Annotated in this window: 14 protein-coding genes; 2 read left to right on the top strand and 12 right to left on the bottom strand. The window is 52.4% G+C overall.

Annotated elements, in window-relative coordinates; translation table 11 throughout:
- Positions 1–14: 14 nt before the first annotated feature.
- From NSU14_RS14975 to NSU14_RS15000, 6 genes are all read right to left on the bottom strand, one after another.
- Positions 15–4,505: a hypothetical protein gene (locus NSU14_RS14975; protein WP_340945910.1), complete on the bottom strand. Its 4,491-nt coding sequence runs from the start codon at positions 4,503–4,505 to the stop codon at positions 15–17.
- Positions 4,492–5,250: a DUF6063 family protein gene (locus NSU14_RS14980; RefSeq protein ID WP_336100199.1), complete on the bottom strand. Its 759-nt coding sequence runs from the start codon at positions 5,248–5,250 to the stop codon at positions 4,492–4,494. The genes NSU14_RS14975 and NSU14_RS14980 overlap by 14 nt, the downstream gene beginning before the upstream one ends.
- An 11-nt stretch (positions 5,251–5,261) precedes the next feature.
- Positions 5,262–6,767 (bottom strand): hypothetical protein, encoded by a 1,506-nt coding sequence (locus NSU14_RS14985; protein WP_042137094.1) that lies wholly within the window; start codon positions 6,765–6,767, stop codon positions 5,262–5,264.
- A gap of 243 nt (positions 6,768–7,010) precedes the next feature.
- A complete protein-coding gene (locus NSU14_RS14990) occupies positions 7,011–7,607 on the bottom strand; it encodes a GNAT family N-acetyltransferase (RefSeq protein ID WP_042137091.1) in 597 nt (198 codons plus the stop codon).
- A gap of 44 nt (positions 7,608–7,651) precedes the next feature.
- A complete protein-coding gene (thrS, locus tag NSU14_RS14995; protein ID WP_042137090.1) occupies positions 7,652–9,565 on the bottom strand; it encodes a threonine--tRNA ligase in 1,914 nt (637 codons plus the stop codon).
- A gap of 454 nt (positions 9,566–10,019) precedes the next feature.
- Entirely contained in the window at positions 10,020–10,685 is a 666-nt protein-coding gene (locus NSU14_RS15000) for an HAD family hydrolase (protein ID WP_340945913.1), read from the bottom strand.
- A gap of 121 nt (positions 10,686–10,806) precedes the next feature.
- Here NSU14_RS15000 and NSU14_RS15005 point away from each other — a divergent pair, with 121 nt between their 5' ends.
- A complete protein-coding gene (locus NSU14_RS15005; protein WP_042137086.1) occupies positions 10,807–11,292 on the top strand; it encodes a DUF6803 family protein in 486 nt (161 codons plus the stop codon).
- Between the two features lie 231 nt (positions 11,293–11,523).
- A complete protein-coding gene (locus NSU14_RS15010) occupies positions 11,524–12,201 on the top strand; it encodes a DUF1796 family putative cysteine peptidase (protein WP_042141169.1) in 678 nt (225 codons plus the stop codon).
- Here NSU14_RS15010 and NSU14_RS15015 read toward each other — a convergent pair whose 3' ends face one another.
- The 6 genes from NSU14_RS15015 to NSU14_RS15040 form a co-directional block, all read right to left on the bottom strand.
- Positions 12,202–13,587: a sensor histidine kinase gene (locus NSU14_RS15015; RefSeq protein ID WP_076248336.1), complete on the bottom strand. Its 1,386-nt coding sequence runs from the start codon at positions 13,585–13,587 to the stop codon at positions 12,202–12,204. It abuts the gene before it with no gap.
- Positions 13,577–14,290, bottom strand: a complete 714-nt coding sequence (locus NSU14_RS15020) for a response regulator transcription factor (RefSeq protein ID WP_339303390.1) — start codon at positions 14,288–14,290, stop codon at positions 13,577–13,579. The genes NSU14_RS15015 and NSU14_RS15020 overlap by 11 nt, the downstream gene beginning before the upstream one ends.
- 131 nt (positions 14,291–14,421) lie before the next feature.
- Positions 14,422–15,612: a cell wall-binding repeat-containing protein gene (locus tag NSU14_RS15025; RefSeq protein WP_340945918.1), complete on the bottom strand. Its 1,191-nt coding sequence runs from the start codon at positions 15,610–15,612 to the stop codon at positions 14,422–14,424.
- Positions 15,613–15,689: 77 nt separating this feature from the next.
- A complete protein-coding gene (locus NSU14_RS15030) occupies positions 15,690–17,048 on the bottom strand; it encodes a glycoside hydrolase family 64 protein (protein WP_340945920.1) in 1,359 nt (452 codons plus the stop codon).
- Between the two features lie 345 nt (positions 17,049–17,393).
- Entirely contained in the window at positions 17,394–17,906 is a 513-nt protein-coding gene (gene msrA / locus NSU14_RS15035) for a peptide-methionine (S)-S-oxide reductase MsrA (protein ID WP_039292646.1), read from the bottom strand.
- A 95-nt stretch (positions 17,907–18,001) separates the two neighbouring features.
- Positions 18,002–18,436, bottom strand: coding sequence for a GNAT family N-acetyltransferase (locus NSU14_RS15040; RefSeq protein ID WP_042137076.1), 435 nt, complete (start codon positions 18,434–18,436; stop codon positions 18,002–18,004).
- Between the last annotated feature and the right edge of the window lie 13 nt (positions 18,437–18,449).

An 18,449-nucleotide genomic window follows, 5' to 3' on the forward strand; every position in this document is an offset into this window, starting at 1 on the left:
AATTTGGATTGTTGCTAGAACAATGAGGCAGGGATCAGCTTGCGGCCGCCCTTAATCAGGGTTGAATCCAGTGCATCTCCTTTATCACCGCCAAAATACAGCTGCCAGTACACGCCGAAGCGGATGCTGACATCATTCTTCACCAGCTCCGGCGGCGTAACGATCAGCCACTGGAACTTCAGCGCCTTGGAAATCTCGAATACCGGATCAAGCACGTTATTGGAGACCATTTCACCGAACGGATTATCGTACAGGAAGACCGTCCAGCCTTTATTCTCACGGTTGACGCGCTTGTGGGTCATAATCATCATCGCCACCAGCAGCTGAACCGACTGGCGTTGACCGCCGCTGCCGACGGCCTCATCCAGCGCCCCGCGGTTAATGACCTCCCAATCCGAGTAATGGTACTCTTCCGGTGCTGCGTAGAGGAAATAATTCTCGGTCACCGGTTTATATACCTGGAGCACCGGGAAGCGGTTCTGCAGCGCGGCATACACCATCCGCCCGTCATTAATCAGCTCTCTGACTGCGGAAGCCGGAACCTGTTCGATCTTCGGGAACTTCTCCAGCAGGCTGCTGATGCAGCGGTTGAAATACTCACTGACCAGCGGTTCGATGTCATCTGTCGTTCTCGGAACGGTAATATTCTTGTAATTCAGCCGGACCAGCGGGAAGGCATGCCCGTTCTCATTATGAATAATCATCCGTCGTTCCATCCGCTTGAGAATGTCGGTAATCTGCACGACCCGCTTCGCGGCACGTCCTACCCACAGCTTGCGCGACAGCTCCATATCTTCCTTGTCACTGCGGATACTTTCAATCTGATCACGTGAGCTCTGGAGCATGGAGTCCAGTACCTGCAGTGCAATCGAGAAATCATCCCAGTGAACCGTGTTCAGGCGATCCTGAATTTTGGTCTCCAGCTCTGCGTTCCAGCCGGACTTGGCCAGTCTGCCGCTGAGTGTTGTCTTCTCTTCTTTGACTTTGCGCGAGATCTCCGCACGCTGGCTGCGGCTCTCCTTGCTGCGCAGGAGCCAATCTGCAACCAGCTGCTCACAGTTCTCCCGCACATCCAGCTGCACCTCTTCCGGAACATCCCGCAGCTGTACGCGGCTCTCGACATGGGTATCCATGACCTTGCTCTGATTGGAGAGTGTCTGCAGCCATATATCCATAGAGGCAAGCGCCTGCTTGCTTGTATTCAGCAAATACTCATTCTCTCGGAAGCGCGCACTGAGCTCTTCTTCCTTCTGCGCCAGCGGCTCATGCCAGAGCTCTACAGCACGCTCGTGCTTCTCCTTGATGGCCTTCTCGGATTTGCCCAGCTCCTTCTGCAGGTTATCCAGCTCCGCCATACAACGGATGTAGGAATCACGGATATGCTGATAATCCTCATCCAGAATTCCCGTGTCACTCTTCTGGCGCGTTCTGGCCGACTGAATAACCTCGGGCGAATCGTCCGGTTCAGGTGCGGACTGCCATCCGTCATCGACCTGCTGTACTGCTGCTTCCAGGTCAACCAGCTGTTGCCCTGCCGCTTTGATCTGGGCAGCCCGTGTGCGGATTTCCAGCTCATTCTGGCTGAGGGACTGCTGCAGACTTTCCACGGTACTCAGCAGCTGCAGCAGCTTATCCTGTACAGCCTCATCCGGCACTGCTTCTTCCTGCACAGTATCTTGTGCAGCACCGCCATGTTCACTTGGGAAGTGGATCTCCGGGAACCAGTTCTGCAGCCGCGGGAACAAGGAATATTTAGCTTCTCCCAGCCATTTCTCACGCTGCAGGGCGAGGCTGTCCATATCTGCCTTTAAATGTGCCAGCTGCTGTTCCTTAACGGCAATCTCTTTGCTTAAGCCTGTCTTCAATTCAACTGACTTTTGTTTGTCCTTGTAATCCTGCTCCTGCTTCCGGCTACGCTCCGCCCACTCACGCAGCGCCGCTGCCCTGGCCTCATGCTCGGTTTTCTCGGCCTCACTGACAGCCAGGTCTCTGGAAATTCCGGATAGAGTCTCTTCATTCAGCGACATTTCAGCGTTCAACTCATTCAGACTCTTGCCAAGCTCCTGCTGCAGGGTCTCTAATACCTTCTGTCTGGCCCGAAGACTTACGGTGTGTTCACTCTGGAGCAGCCGGTCATACTCCTGTCTGGCTGATTTCAGCTTCGCCAGATACCCTTCCGCATCCTGCAGCTCTTCTTCCCGCTCTTTGAGCCGGGAGGCGATCCCTTGCTTCCAGTCCAGGAAACGCTCCGGCTGCAGCACCATCTGTGGCCCCTGATGGGAGAGCAGCAGGAATGAAGCTCCTGTGGCATCCGCCATTTCCTCACGCACGAAGACCGGGACAGGCGATTTGAGCAGAAGCTCCTGAAGCAGCTCAGGCTGAAGCTTAGCCGATTCACGCTTCGTTACAATCAGCCCGTAAGGCAGCAGCGGGTGACGTTCCAGCTCCTCTTCACGGACCAGGTAAGACTGGTCGTTCAGATATGCACTACCGATCATGGAGCTGATCTTAAGGGCATCCAGGGCATCCTTCACTATCAGGATATCATTATTAGGCAGCCAATAGGCTTCCTGCTGCAGCTCTACATCCAGCAATTGATTATAGTATTCCCGTCTGAGCCGCTTCGTCTGCTGCTCGGCATCATCCAGCCTGCGGATGAACCGTTCCTGGATAAGTGATTGGGCCTCGAACAATGCCGTCGTCCCGAGCAGCTGATGTTCTTCATACATTTCCAGCAGAACTACGAGCTGTGACCAGAGCTGTGACTCCTTGCCCATCTGGCCTTCAATCCGGTCCGTAAGCTCCTCCGCCTGGCTTGCAGCCCCCAGCAGCTTCTCAGTCAGCCGTGTATGTCTGGTATGCAGAGCAAGCTTCTCTTCTTCTGCGGATTTGCGCTGCTCGTTCAGGACAACGATATTCTCGGCAATGCTTCTGGCTGCAATCAGCGTGCGCTGAAGGGCGGCTGCCGGTGAATGGGCAGCCTCCTGCCCGTGGCGGGAAGCGAACACTCCCAGATCTTCGGTATACTGGCGGATGAGCGCCGTCAATTCATGAATCTTGCCCTCAAGTCCGCCGAATTCAAGCAGGAATGCCTCCCGGCCTTTGCGCAGAACGGCCTCTTCTGCACCCAGAGCCTGCTGCCGGCCGCTGAAGAACAGCATTCGCGCCTGCCACAACCGGTAGACCTCATCCCACTGCAGGCGAAGCTCCTGCTTGGCCGCTTGGATAACCTCTTGACGCTCCTTCATCGCAAGGGAGCCTTCAATGGCTTCAATTTCCTTCTGCCACTGCTCCATCTGGCGGATCTGCAGTCTGCGTCTGGCTAAATAATGGGCAACCTCAAGATCCTTTTCCTTGATCTTCGATTCCTCCAGCCGCTGCTTAGCCCGTGCCTGATTATCCGAGACCGCTTTGAAATCATCCTGTTTGCGGTCACGCTCTTCCTTGAGCTTCAGATACTTCAGATTATCCGTCTCAAATTTCAGCTGCTTCGCTTCCTGATAATGCCCGGCTAGCTCATCCGCAGTTTTGCGGCGTTTGTCTTCGGCATTCTTCAGCTCATCATAGATCACGGTGTACAGCTGCCGTCCAAGCAATTCCGTTTCCTGAAAGCTGCGGTCAGCCTCCGTCCCCTGCTTGACAGCCTCGTAGAGCGGGGCGGCAAGTGAAGTGAATTCGGCAAAAGCCCGTTCTCTCTGCTCCAGCATCGGCAGCCGCTGTGCAACCGTAGCAGAATCTATGAACATCCGCTGAAGCGAGCCTTCATCCTCGCGCATGCTGCCGTTCAGACTGGACCCGATTTCCGGAATAATCAGCTTCTCGAACAGATTATGGTTGGTGAAGGCATCATTCTTCTGGAAATAGCCTTTAATTCCGCCCTCCTCGCCGTTGATTCTCCGCATATTCCGCCATTCATCAATATGAATATCCCGGTCTGCCAGAAAAGCATAATATTTCTTCAGGTCCGAGCTGTGGCTGCCATACGCAACGATCTCATTACGCCGCTCACGGACAAATTGCTGAATCGCTTCAAAGCTGGCCGGAGTGTTCAGCTCGTGATCATAGAGCGGCAGGGTAGACAATGTAAGCTCCGCATTCTCATCATAATTGAGCAGCGCATAGAGCAGATAATCTACTTTGATCTCCAGCTGATCCACCGAGTTCTGGGCAGTCATTGCGATTCCGGTGGTTATGTACTCCGTCCGTTCCGGCTCGTCCAGCCGCCATTCGATGGCAACGTGGAACGTATAGGGCTTCAGCTGTTTTTTGTGATTATGGAAGAAGGCTTCTACCTGGTTCTCATTATCTTTACCCCAGGCAGCCTTGGGCATCAGCAGCTGGAATATCGACTGCAGCAGCACGCCCTTTCCTCCGCCGTTCATCAGCGTAATCAGCGTGTTGGACGGGCCTTCCTCATTGCACAGGTCGAGGATCATATCCTCATATTTCTTCAGCATCTTCTCATATTTAAGTCCGGCGATGCGGATTCGCTCAATGCGCGGCATGGGCTTCCTCCTCCTTCTCGCTGAGTGTCCGGCCAATCAGGGCCTTCAGCTCCTTATAGCGGTCCACATCATGATAGAGATAACGCATCCGCTCATACAGCTCTTCCCGGGGGAAAATCCGCTTCTCATTCTCGGAGATGAATACCAGATGCTCTTCCTCCAGCAGCTTCATCCCCTCATGGATCAGGCCGATCCGTGAGCCGGCGCCGCGGGTCAGCGAATCGCCCTCCTCCTGGCTTTTGGTCTGCATATACAGGCTGCTCCATACTTTGTGCATCGCCTGAATATCCAGCCGCCACTGCTTGCTGAAGCTGCCGTCTTCGTCCATGTCCATCCATGTCTGGAACAGGGCGGATACCTGATCCGAGAGCTGTATGTAGGACATGCTGTCCTGACCCGGCTTGAAATGCTGTTCATCCTGATCCATCTCAGCCAGGAACACCAGAATGATTACGTTGATGATATGCATATGCGTCTTGCGTTCGATGCGCGAATATTTATTGCGCAGCTGTGTGAAGTTACTGGCAAAGCCGGAGCCCATTGGACTCACGAGCAGGTGCAGACGATGCCCGGAGTTCATAATCCGGCAGCCGGCTTCCTTGGCTACATATTGTAAGGCATCATAAGCAACGGTATCCTGCAGGCATTCGGCCGCAGCGGGATCATCAAGTGATATCACCTTGCGGCGAAGCAGGTCGAAGAACAGCCGTGAAGCCTGTTGTACTTGCTCTAACGAATAACTCATGCTGAATCATCTCACTTCTCTACTATAGTAATGGTATAAGGACTGATCTCCAGGCCGGGCCAGCGGATGCTGTCCTGCTGCCCGTTAGCAATCCTGGTCTGCAGCACTTTGCCCCGCAAGGTCTCAAGCTCCGGGTGGTCCGCGATCAGACGCCCAATCAGCTTCTGACATTCGTCGGCCCCGCCGTGACCTTCCGCTTCCTGCTCCTGCACCTTAATTTCGGTATGGAAAAATTGAACCCACAGGTCCACCGCATTGGGAGTAACCGCCCAGCGCCGCTGTTCATCCTCCGTGAAAGCCTCTGCCGAGAATGTAAAGCTTCCCTGTTCTGCCAGTCCGGCGAAGACCGGCAGCCAAAGCTCAGACACCTCGGTCCACGGTATGCTTTTGGGGACATAGTGGAGTTCTTCCTCCTCCCCGGCTTCATCCGGGTCGTCCGGCAATTCGTCAGGCAGGAAGCCGACATCCTGCTCTTCCCAGGCCCAGGCCAGCGGATAAATAAAGTCTTGGCTGGGAGAGAATAGCCCGCTGATCAGAGTTTCCATGCTGTCTCCATCCGGCAACCCTTCCGGCTTCACCCATTCCTCCCAGACATGGGTACGGAAGTTGAAGCCGGCGGCACCCCAGAACAGCTCCGGGAAGTTGAGCCTGAGATTGGTTTCCGCTTCAAAAATGCTAAGTACCACTTCGGCAAGCTCATCATGCACCCGACGGGAGAGTTCGACCCGCTCGGAGAGCAGCCGCAGCTCGTTGAAGTCGATGACATCCTTCTCATCATTGGCCAGCCGGGCCAGCGAGCGGTGAATATTATCGAAATGCTTGCGTTCTTCGTCAAATTGCTGGTGAATCTCCTCCAGCCGCTGGTGCCGCTGAGCGCCATATTCGCTGAAGATATGCTTCGGATTGCGGCGCAGCGCATTGCGGTATTCCTGCTGCTGCTGCGTCATCTTCCGCACCCGGGAGATCAGTTCATTCACATCCTGCATCGCCCTCGTTACCCGTCCATGCTTGATATGCATCTGAATCTCGAGCAGCTTGATGCTGATCTGAAATTCGTCAATGATCTCATGGCTCATGAAGATCAGCTCCATCGCATATTCGGAGAGCCGGTAGATTGTGGTCCCGTTCTCTTCCCAGCTGGTCCGGGTAGCATCTTCATCCACTGTGAAATATTTGTATTTCTGCACCGCCATCTGACGGGACTGATCATCGTAATAATTGGCCTCGAAATCCCCGCCGTTTCCGCTCCACAGCAGCCCGTCCACCAGCCGTTCCACCGATTCCGGACTTCCGAGCCTCGCGATGCCGAAGCGTTCAAGCGAGCTCCACGTCAATTCGACCAGGTCCTCCCTGGATCTCTGCTCATTCGATTCCAGCTCCAGATAATAGACCTGCAGCAGCACGCTTAGAGCAATCATTTCCTTATAAGGCTGAAGCTCGCCGAGATTCATGCCTGCCCCCAGACTCCATAGGGGATTCAGCCGTTTATTCCGTTCTCCAAAATCATTCCAGTTCATGCTCCAGCCAACCTCGCCATCACTTCATAATTTACCTCACAACATAACATAAACCCACATCTGCCCCGAAGGGTGAAGTATGGGCTAGGATTACGATAAACGATATATTGGGGAATGTATGTTTCTATCCTCATGTCTTTCTATTATATCAATGTTTCTCAGATATGGCTATTTGCAAAAAATAATAGAGGAGCCCGCAATGGGACCCCTCTAAGTTTCGCTTTGGCACCCGGATGGATGCAGCTACTTATATTTCACATTCAACAAATAATCAAGATTAGCCTTCACCGCAGGCCACTCGTCGTCAATGATACTGTACAGCGCATTATCCATAACCATGCCGTTAGAGGTGAGGCGCTGCTTGCGCAGCACGCCTTCCCGGACAGCGCCAATCCGTTCAACCGCCCGCTGCGACCGGAGGTTGGTACTGACAATACAGAAGTTAACGCGGATTAATCCGAGTGCCTCGAAGCAGTACTGCAGAAGCAGCGACTTCGACTCCGTGTTCACTGCGGTTCTCCAGTAATCCGGCGAAATCCAGGTGCAGCCGATCTCTGCATTGCGGTGCGTCCGGTCCAGATGCATGATCCGTGTAGTGCCGGCAATCCGGCCGGAAGCCTGCTCAATGATGACAAAAGGGATATCCGTACCTTTGGCCTTGTTCACCAATGCCGCGTCTATCAATTGTCCTACCTGCTCTTCTGTACTGATCCTTCTCCAGGTATATTCCCAGATCAGCGGATCGTTCAGCACCTTAACCAGCTCCGGCTTATGCTCTTCCATCAGGGGCACAAGCCTGATCACGCCGCCCTCCAGTTGCTCAGCATTCTTCGAAATCATGTATCAGCCCTCCTGACTTTTGATTACCTATTTAATGAAGCAATTTATTTCCGCTCAGCGATTTGGCCGGCCAGCAGCTGAATGAACTCCTGTACGCTGAGCGATATTTGTGAACTCTCCGCACGGCCCCGTACGGAAACTGTACCGTTGTTCTGTTCCTGATCTCCGAGTACGAGCATATAAGGCACTTTCTCCAGCTGCGCTTCACGGATTTTGTAGCCCAGCTTCTCATCCCGCGCATCCAGCTCAACCCGCAGTCCGGCCGCCTGCAGCTGCTCTTTAACCTCGAAGGCATAATCAGCATGAACCCCGGATACAGGCAGCAGCTTGACTTGCACGGGAGACAGCCACAGCGGAAATGCTCCGCTGAAGTGCTCTGTAAGAATGCCCATGAACCGGTCAATGGAGCCAAATACAGCACGGTGAATGACTACCGGACGGTGCTTTCCGTTATCTTCACCAATATAAGTCAGATCGAACTTCTCCGGCATTTGGAAATCCAGCTGGATTGTACCGCATTGCCAGCTTCTTTTCAAGGCATCAAGGACATGGAAATCGATCTTGGGCCCGTAAAAAGCGCCGTCTCCCTCGTTCACCCGATACTCGATCCCGTTATTCTTCAGCACGCGTTCGAGCGATAGCTCCGCCTGATCCCAGAGTTCTTCAGCCCCCATATAATCATCCGGACGTGTGGACAGCTCCACCTTGTACTCGAAACCGAATACTTTGTACATCTGATCAATGAGCTCCAGCACCCGGCTAATTTCATCCTCAATCTGTTCCGGCAGGACAAACAGGTGGGCATCATCCTGGCAAAAAGTGCGGACGCGCATCATTCCATTCAGCGCCCCTGAGAATTCATGGCGGTGGACCTGGCCATATTCAGCAATCCGGATCGGCAGCTCCCGGTAGGAACGAAGGCTGTTCTTGTAGATCAGCATATGTCCGGGGCAGTTCATCGGTTTGAGCGCAAAATCTGTTTCATCCACTTTTGTGAAATACATCTCGTCTTTATAATGATCCCAGTGTCCGGATTGCTCCCATAGCCTTCTGTTCATCATCAGGGGTGAACGGACTTCATCGTAATCACTATACCTCTGCAATTCACGCGAGAAGTTCTCCAGCTCTGTACGGATGATCATGCCCTTCGGCAGATAGAACGGCATGCCCGGCGCTTCTTCGGAGAACATGAACAGCCCAAGTTCCTTGCCCAGCTTGCGGTGGTCGCGCTTCTTCGCTTCCTCCAGCATGTGGAGATGCTCCTCCAGCTGGGATTTCTTGAAGAATGAAGTTCCGTATATCCGCTGGAGCACCTGATTATCTGAATCCCCGCGCCAGTAGGCTCCCGCTACGCTAAGCAGCTTGAAGGCCTTGATCCGGCCAGTTGACGGCATATGCGGCCCCCGGCACAGATCAGTGAATTCACCTTGCTCATACAAGCTGATCACTGCATCCTCCGGCAGGTCACGGAGCAGTTCAAGCTTAAGGGGCTCCTCCAGCTGCCGAAACAGTTCCATCGCTTCACTTCTGCTGACAACCCGGCGCAGAATCGGCAGATTTTCTCCGATTATCTTCTCCATTTCCCGCTCAATCGCACCCAAATCCTCCACGGACAACGGCCGTGCTATATCAATATCGTAATAGAATCCATCCTCTATGACCGGACCGATACCCAATTTAACATTCTGATCCCCGTAGATCCGTTTGACAGCCTGGGCCATCAGATGAGCAGTACTATGTCTATGGATCATTAGACCCTCAATGCTGTCCGCCATTATAATTTCAACGAGGCTATCCTGTTCAACCGGGTGATCAAGGTCAACGAGCCTGCCGTCGATTTTACCGGCTACCGCATTCTTCTTCAGACTTGCACTGATTGACTCCGCAACCTGCGCAACTGTGGTGTTACGCGAATACCTCCTAATTGTTCCATCCGGCAGTTTCACTTGAATCTCCATGATTGTGGCCTCCATTTCTTCAGGTTTCTGTTAGTGTGATTTGAACGCAAAAAAACGCATCTCATCCCGGAAAGGGACGAGTGCGTCTAAGCTCGTGGTTCCACCCTAATTCGACTATGTATCTACGGACCCCCGGCTGTTCGGCGGAAACGTGATAAGCACAATCCTCATGGCATCCGTTAACGGGGATGGGGCGGTGGCATTTACAGCCTCACTAACAGCAGGAGGGTTCAGTGTCACGGCTGCAAAGGGGTAACATCCGGCTGGTCTCTGTAAGAAGCTCTCACCTTGCACTTCTCTCTCTGGTCAGTCCTGGGAGGATATCCTGTCTCTGGTCATTGCCTTAGATATGGTGTTGCTTGGTTACATAATACTGAATGCCTTCGCTAAAAGTCAATACTGCGGTGAAAAAATAGTTGTATGCCGCTGTCCCCCGGCAATCTATCCGTTAATATCATTCACTTGAAATCCGCGAAATAATCATACCCGTTTCTTCAACCGTAGCAGCAATATAATCCGCTCCGGCAGCCGATAATTCCTCCTCCGAACCGTAGCCGAATAACACGCCAATGGAAGGCACACCGCAGGCCTTCGCCCCGATAATGTCATGCTCCCGGTCCCCGATCATCAGCGCCTGTGTGGCAGGAATATCATTCTGGTCCAGCACATACTGGATCACCTCGCGCTTCTTCGAGCGTGTCCCGTCCAGATTGCTGCCAGCGGTGAACCTGAAGAAGTGATCCAGCTTGTAATGGCGGAGAATTTCCTCAGCAAAGACCGTGGGTTTGGATGTCGCCACATACAGGCTGAATCCCTGATTCCGCAGGTTCTCCAGTAACTCCGGAACCCCTGGAATCACACTGTTCTCGAACATGCCGAGCGTCCGGTAACGCTCCCGGTAGAAGTCCACACCCTGCAGGGCAGCTTCATGTGTCAGCCCCTGGATGTGAACAAAAGAATCATAGAGCGGCGGCCCGATATACGGGATCAGCAGGTCAGGATGCTCCACCTCGATCCCTAGCTTGTGCAGCGCATATTCCACGCATTTGGTGATGCCTTCTTTGGGGTCGGTTAATGTGCCGTCCAGATCAAATAAGATATGATGCAACGCGTCCTTCACTTCAAGTTCGTGCTCCCTTCCTGTTTAACTTTGTCCATCATACCTTCCTTTCTTCATACTTTCCACACACTTATCTACTAACATCACTATGTAAGCTATATTTGAACCTGGAGGATGTAACATGAACATGACGCATTATATGTCCCTGCTGGCGGACAATCAGCCATGGAATCTGATTCTTTTTATGGCGATTCCCGTGATTTTTGCCGAGACGATTACGGTTACAGAGTTTATTATTCTGTTCACCAAGAAGCTGAACGGGCCGCTCCGAGCGTTCAACCGGGTATGCAGCATTCTTGCCGGACTCTATTTCACCGGAGTTTTCCTGTACTTGTTCCCTACCGCCTTCATCCCGCTCACCGCGAATGGTGAATGGCACACCTGGGTGGATGTGGTTGCGGTAAGCTTTTATCTGAGTGGAGTCATCTTCCTGCTGCCTCTGGCCCTGCTGGATCTCGGTCTCATCGCCCGCAAACGCAGTGAAGAGAGCAAGCTTAAGCTGCATTTCCTGCTGATCAGCGGCTTCCTCGTTGTTGCCCACATCGCGATGATCTTCGGGATGGTGAATCCGGAAATTATGGGCGGAATGGCTGGCATGAACCACTAAGAGTTGAGTCACCTAAGTTTATAAAAGATTGACAGGTGTCCGGGGAGGCTATAGAAATAGCTGCCCGGGCGCCTTTTGGTTTTCATTACGCACAAACCCGTCAGAATGAGATTGCTACCAGCTATCCGAAGCATGTGTGCTGCTGAATTTTGTCTCATCCGTCCAATCAATCCCGGAGCATCGCGTATATGATTTACTAACGATGGAGACTGGATAGAGATGGGTGAATTCATGAAACTACAAGACGTCAAAAAGGACTATGAACTGATCGTCAGCTTAGGTTCATCTTGTGCGCCGGCAATTAACCTGAAGAGATACGGTCTACGGAAATTCTCAATGCCTCTAGACTGGATGATTTCGTATTCACTGGCCGATGTCAACCGGCTTCTAAAGAATGAGTTCAGGAACTTTATGGATTTCAGAAATCTGCATCCGCTGGATGAGACCCATTTTTTGCTGGATGATGGAGATCCCGTGTATTTGGATCATTCCAGGAACAATCTGTCACCATCTTATTTCATACGAGACTCACTGTATAACATCATCTCCGCCCACGATTTCCCGATTATTACAGGTCAGGGCTGGAGCGCTTCCTATCCCGCCTACAGACTGAAGCTGGAATACCGGATCGGCCGGTTCTGGAACAGTCTGCTCAGCAGCGACGATAGTTTATTTGTCAGATGGTTTGCAAGCGCTGAACAGGTACTGGAGCTGCATATGATTTTATCAAAGCTATTAAATAACAAGAAATTTACAATCCTCATTCTTAATCCTATACCCGGCCTTAGTGCAACACGAGAAGCGGAATGGGGTATCGGCAATGTCTGCGTTCTGGAAGTGCCCGGTGATATGAATGATTATGCGAATTGGGATTACATCCTGCAAGGTATAAGTCTAAATCATTCTTAGTTATCTCCTAAAAGCAACCTCACAGCGTGTTCCTACGCCCACCTTACTTGTAAACACAATCGTACCGCCGAGCAGCTCGACCAGCTTATTCACAATGGAAAGACCGAGGCCGGAGCCTCCGTATTGCCGCGAGCGGGATTTCTCTACCCGGTAAAAACGGTCAAAAATAAAGGGAAGCTCTGCCTCCGGAATACCGATTCCCGTATCCTCCACAACAAATATTGCTGAGTCCGGAGTGAATCTTAGACTCACCTTGATCTGTCCCTTTTCGGTATAGCGGACAGCATTCTCCAGCAGATTCATCACGATTTGCTCCATCCGTTTGCCATCGCCTAATACTCTTACCTCCTGCCCGTCATCGTACGAAGCTGTCAGCAGCAGACCTTTCTCCTTCGCCGGTAATTCCACCCTGCGGACCGCCTGATCCATGATCTGTCTGAGATTGACCTGTTCCAGGTTCAGCGGAATTCTGCCCTCTTCCATCTTAGCCAGCTCGAACAAGTCATCGACCAGATGCTGCAGCCGGTGTGCTTCCTGATCGATGATGTCGAGATACAGCCCCTTCTCTTCCTCCGTCTCATATAACCCGCTCTTCACTACCTTGGCATACCCCTGCAGATAAGTAATCGGTGTCCGCAGTTCATGCGAGATATTGGCCAGAAATTCCTGGCGGGTATCCCTGTAACGCTGCAGGTCAACGGCCAGATCGTTAATGGCTCCTGCGAGGAAACCAATCTCATCCTTGCCGCGGATGGTAAGGCGTGTCTCCAGTTCACCGGCGGCGATCTTGCGGGTGGCTCTCTGCATCTGCAGAAGCGGACGGGACAGGACCACGGCAATGATCCAGGTGATGCCGAGCGCCAAAGTGAACGCGCCAATCCCCGCGAGCAGCAGAATATTGCGCACTGAAGCCAGCGATTCTTCCATATTCGTGGTAGAGGACATTACATACAGCGCCGAACTGACCCCATCCTCACCTGTGATAGGTTGTCCAGTGACGAAATACCGGTGCCCCGCTGGATCTTTGTACAGGAAGCTGACTGTTTTGCCGGTAAAAATGTCTGTAAGATCACCGGTCCGGATGAACGCCCGGTCCGCAGAATCGTGAACGCCTGAATGCAGATTCGTACGGCCATCAGGAAGAATGTTAAATATACTGACATTGGAGAATTCAGCAAACGTCGTCATCATCTGGCTGGTCGTGGACTCCTTGGACTGGGCCATGACCGTGAAATGGGAGGCCAGCTCCTCCGTTTCCGTCTGCATTTCGTTGTAATAGAAGCTGGTGAACATCCTGTCGATCACCATGCCCAGCGACAGCAGTACGATCAGGAATACGGACATAATGACCAGCCCAAGCTTGGAGCCGATGATATTATGTTTCATCCGGACTACCCGTGACCTGGAATTTATACCCGAGGCCCCATACCGTTTGCACCGGATTATACGCTAGGCCCGCTCTCTGCATCTTTTCGCGGATATTCTTGATGTGGGTGTCGATGACCCGGGTTTCACCGCCGTAATCGTTGCCCCACAGCCGTTCGACCAGCTCGTCGCGGGTGAATACCCGTTGTCCGCTGCGCGCCAGCAAGGCCAGGAGATCGAACTCTTTTAATGTAAAATCAACGTTCTGGCCCTGTACACGCACCTCGCGTGCCTCCGGGTAAATCCGCAAATCGGGATACTCCAGTACTTCTTCCCGGGGCGCCAATGACTGCGTCAGTGCAGAACGGCGGAGCAGCGAATGTATCCGGGCCAGCAGCTCCTCCGGCTCAAACGGCTTGGTCAGATAATCATCTGCGCCGATGCCAAGACCCTGCACCTTATCCTTAATCTCCGAACGCGCGGTGAGCATCAGGATGGGGATATGACTCTGCTCCCGGATCAATCGGCAGACCTGCCAGCCATCCATGTCAGGCATCATCACATCGAGCAGAATCAGATCAAACGCGTGCTGCCCCGCCATGCGGATGGCCTCCTGCCCCGTTGCAGCTTCTCTGGTGCTGAACCCCTCGTTCAGCAGATATATACGCAGCAAATTCCGCATATTCCATTCGTCGTCTACTATAAGTATTTGAGATTTGGACAAGCCGTTCACCCTTTTCGTGGACTGGTTAATAGTTCGTGCATTCATTATACCCAAGTGGAAACGGTTATGCCTTCTTACTTGTTCTATAAATAAAGAGGCCGGCAGCGGGTCCCGCTGCCGGCCTGCTCTGTCTAATGCCCCGAGTGCGGATTATCACCGGAGGCGGAGGAAATCTCCAGCATGTCATCGATCTCACTCTGCGCTGCGGCGCAAATCGTCGCTGTATCACCAGTCAGCCAAGCGTGATTATAAGGCCCTTCAGCCGGTGAATCCTTGAATTTAGGTTGCAGCTCCATCGTATAATTCATCAGAGAATCCGGCAATCCGTCCTGCTTCATGAAGACCAGCGGCGCGTGTTTGCCCAGATGGGAGAAGGGGGCAGCGGCAATTGCCAGCATCGTTGAATCCGTAGTCAACAAGGACAGGTTATGTCCGGGAGTAGTGATTCCCCAGCCGAATCCGTTTGCCTTATCCTTGAATTTGGCAAAGGCAATGGCATTCTCATAAGGATCCTCACCCGCTATGCGCGTAACCGTTCCGTATTGCTTAAGCTGCTCCTCCACATCTGCTGAAATGACAGATTGGGGACCGAGAATATAGATTGCTGCACTGCCGCCGCGTTCCTTGAGCGCGTCTGCTGTTGCAGCCGGGATTTCGCTTTTCTCCACAAATAGTAAAGGCTCCGGCATATGAGCGATCCAGTTCACAGCCGGGAGGGTATATTCAGGACTATCCATCGAGCCGATAATTACACTCTGCGGCAGCTCGCCTGACACTTTTGCATAGTAAGAATCAACAGCGCCTGCCACTGCGGCTGGATCATCCCCTTCAATCTTGTCCAGCTTCAGATTAAGCGAGTTGAGCTGAGTCTCGACAGCTTCAGACGATGGCCCGACAATTACAACCTGAATGCCGTCATTGCCGTCCGCACCAAGCGGCTTCAGTCGCTTCAATTCAGTAAGAGTCTCATCCGGCACACCGTCTTTGGTGAAAAAGAGCACCGGCCCGTTGCTCGGATGGTGGATCAGATCCGTGCTTACCGCGGCAATCTGCCAGTTATCCACACTTGTCAGGACTACAGACGATGGCCGGTTGCTCTTCGTTTCAGCCGTCCATAAGGTCCGGGAGACCAGCACAGCCGCCTGAACAGGGTCAGAGGTGTTGATCCGTGTTGTATTCTTGGTAGCGATCCAAGGTGTAGTTACCGCTGTTTGTGCAGTGATAGCGCTTGATTCTTCCTTGTTATCCGCGCCCGGGCTGCAACCCGCCAATGTTGCTCCAAGCAGCAGGATAAAGGTCGCCGTCAGCAGTCTTCTCTTCATTATTGTCCCTCCACTTCAGTTGCTCTCGCGAATAACTAGAAGTGTACAGGACAAATGTGTAGAAAGAATGAAGCTCCTTACCAGGCCACGCGGATAATCATGCCTTTGGGATCGCCGACTTCGAGATAGGCCGCCTGGCCGTTGACATCATCATAAGGGAAGCCGTAGGCCAGCCCGCTAATGCTGTGATCATGCCAGAACTTCGCATAGTAATTGGCTGGAGCCGCTTTGTAATAGTCCGCGACATTGTTCCAGTTGCCGGAGGTGTAGACATGGCGGTTAATGGCAGCGCTGGTGGCAGCATCAATGAGCGAGCCATCGTTGCGGAGAATATCCTGGGTGCTGTAGCTGGAATAACCTGCGAAATAATTGCTGTTGGCCCCGCCGGCTTTAAACGATCCATGGACAGGAGCGATAATACGGTAAGGTGCCTGATCCGTAGCAAGTGATTTAAAGGCGGATGGCACTTCATTCTGGTATTTGCTGAAGATTCCGGCACGTGTCTCCGATTCCAGCTCGCCTACGGTTTTATCATAGCCTCCAGACAGGCCAACCAGCCGGTGCTGGATCGGAAATCCGAAGGCATCTACGCGCGTCGTGTTGCCGTGATAGCCTGTAGCATCCACCGTGAATTCAACGAAATCGAAATAGAGATTACGGTTAGGATCGGTAGGATTATCAATATCCGGTCCGGCAAAGCCGTCATCATAAGTCTTGATGTACAGCGGCGTGCCTACGCTGAGGAACATGCGGCCGGAGGTGATTTTGGGCATCGTTACCCAGGAAGCCTGACTTACGGTATGGTAGATATTCGCGTAATTCACGCCGTTTTTGGTCAGATGGCCGGAGGCATCATTCAGCGCATTAGAGATTGGCAGCAGATTGCCGCTCAGATCCAGATAACTCCATTTGCCGTTGGCCGGATTGATGCCGATCACCCCCCAATATATCTGGTTGTCAGGATAGGCCCCGCCCGTGCCGTTCATGACCTTCACCGACACGGAACCTCCCGGCGGGGTGGGAATGGAAGAGGCGGCTATGGAATAGATCGAAGCAGAGGAACCCCCAGGCGGGGTGGTCGGCGCCGTTCCGGCGGTATACGTAAACCAGCCGGTATCATATGCCGGTGTTCCATTGTTGTACGTGAAGAAATAGGTGAGAACGGTTCCGCTGGCAACGCCTGTGACCACCTGCTCATATCGGGCTTTGCTGCTGTTGTAGGTTGTACGGTAATTCAGCTGCGTTCCGGAATTGACCTTGTAATGTACATCCACCCAACTGGTGCTTACTGTAGATTTGAACCAGATTGTCGCTGTAGTTCCCGACAAATCTACTCCCTGTGTATAATCAGCGGCGGCAGCTTTGGAACCAAAGAAAGGCAGGCAAGAGAGCAGAAGCACGAACGCAAGCATGGACATTAGCCATTTTTTAGGCATCGTAATATTCCTCCTTAATTATATTGGCATTGCTATAATCATTACCTTTGGCAACCGGAAGCTACAGACAGATCATTCAGCATTTCAGAAAGCCTCCACCCTCCTCCATTCCCCGGATCAAAGCCAGAATCATGTATAATTGTATGCGTTTACAAATATGATTATAGTAGGACAAATCTTCATTTAGTAGGCTCGGAATTTCGGATTTAGGTTCCCATTTTTTGGTTTTATGCCTTAAATTATTCCGTTTCACCTCCAGACTGCTGCGAAAATAGCAAAAAGCCCTCAATCCCCAGATGCCAGGTGATTAAAGGCTTTCTTTAAACCTAATTTCATTATCCGCTTTTACCAGTGCTGCGAAATAAAGGTATCCCGTCCGGATTGCTCACGGTCCTCTTTATAATGCTTCGGATTCTTCTTGTGATAGTCCTGATGATAGTCCTCAGCCGGATAGAAATGGGGTGCAGGCAGAATCTCCGTCACCACAGGAAGCTCAAATCTGCCGCTGACCGCCACTTGCTCCCGGGAAGCCAAAGCCGCCAGCCGCTGCTCTTCATTATAGTAGAATACCGCTGTCCGGTACTGTGTTCCGCGATCCTGAAACTGTCCGCCGTCATCCGTCGGATCAATCTGCGGCCAGAACAGCTCCAGCAGTCTCTCGTAGGGGAAAAGTGCCGGATCAAACGTAATCTGAACCACCTCATAGTGACCGGTTGTCCCTGTCTTGACCTGTTCGTATGTAGGATTCTCTACCGTGCCTCCGGCGTACCCTGATACGATTCCGTGAATTCCTGGAAGCTCTTCAAACGGTGTAACCATGCACCAGAAGCAGCCTCCGGCAAACATTGCCTGTTCCATAAGCTTAATCCCTCTCCCTGTCTCTCATCTGCAATTCATATATTAACACATGTACTGAAGATAAGGCCTGCTGGTCATAAAGTCAATTTGAGAGATTAGACCTGCAAGCTTTTAACCATAATGACGTGGGGGATTCCATCTTCCATAAAGACAGCCGAGGAAGTCTCATAGCCCAGCTTCTGATAAAAGCCTTCGGCCTGCTTCTGGCCATGCAGTTTGGCTTGCCGGAGTCCTTGCTCTGCAGCCATTGCCTCCAGTGTGCCGATAATTACGGACCCTAGCCCGCTTCGGCGGTACGGGGCCAGAAGACAAATCCGCTCCAGCTTGGCCCATCCGTCCACAACCCGCAATCTGGCTGTCCCTACTGGAGCCTCCTCCGCCTCATGAAACACCAATATATGCTCTGCCTGGCTCTCATAATGATCAAATTCATCAGCCAGCGGTACGCCCTGCTCCTCCACAAACACTTCACGTCTGATCCGGAATGCCTCTTGTAATCCTGCTTCATTCGTAACCTTGTCTACACGCATATCATCCTGCCTC

The organism is Paenibacillus sp. FSL R10-2771, from assembly GCF_038000205.1.
GTDB lineage: Bacteria > Bacillota > Bacilli > Paenibacillales > Paenibacillaceae > Paenibacillus_AQ > Paenibacillus_AQ phytohabitans.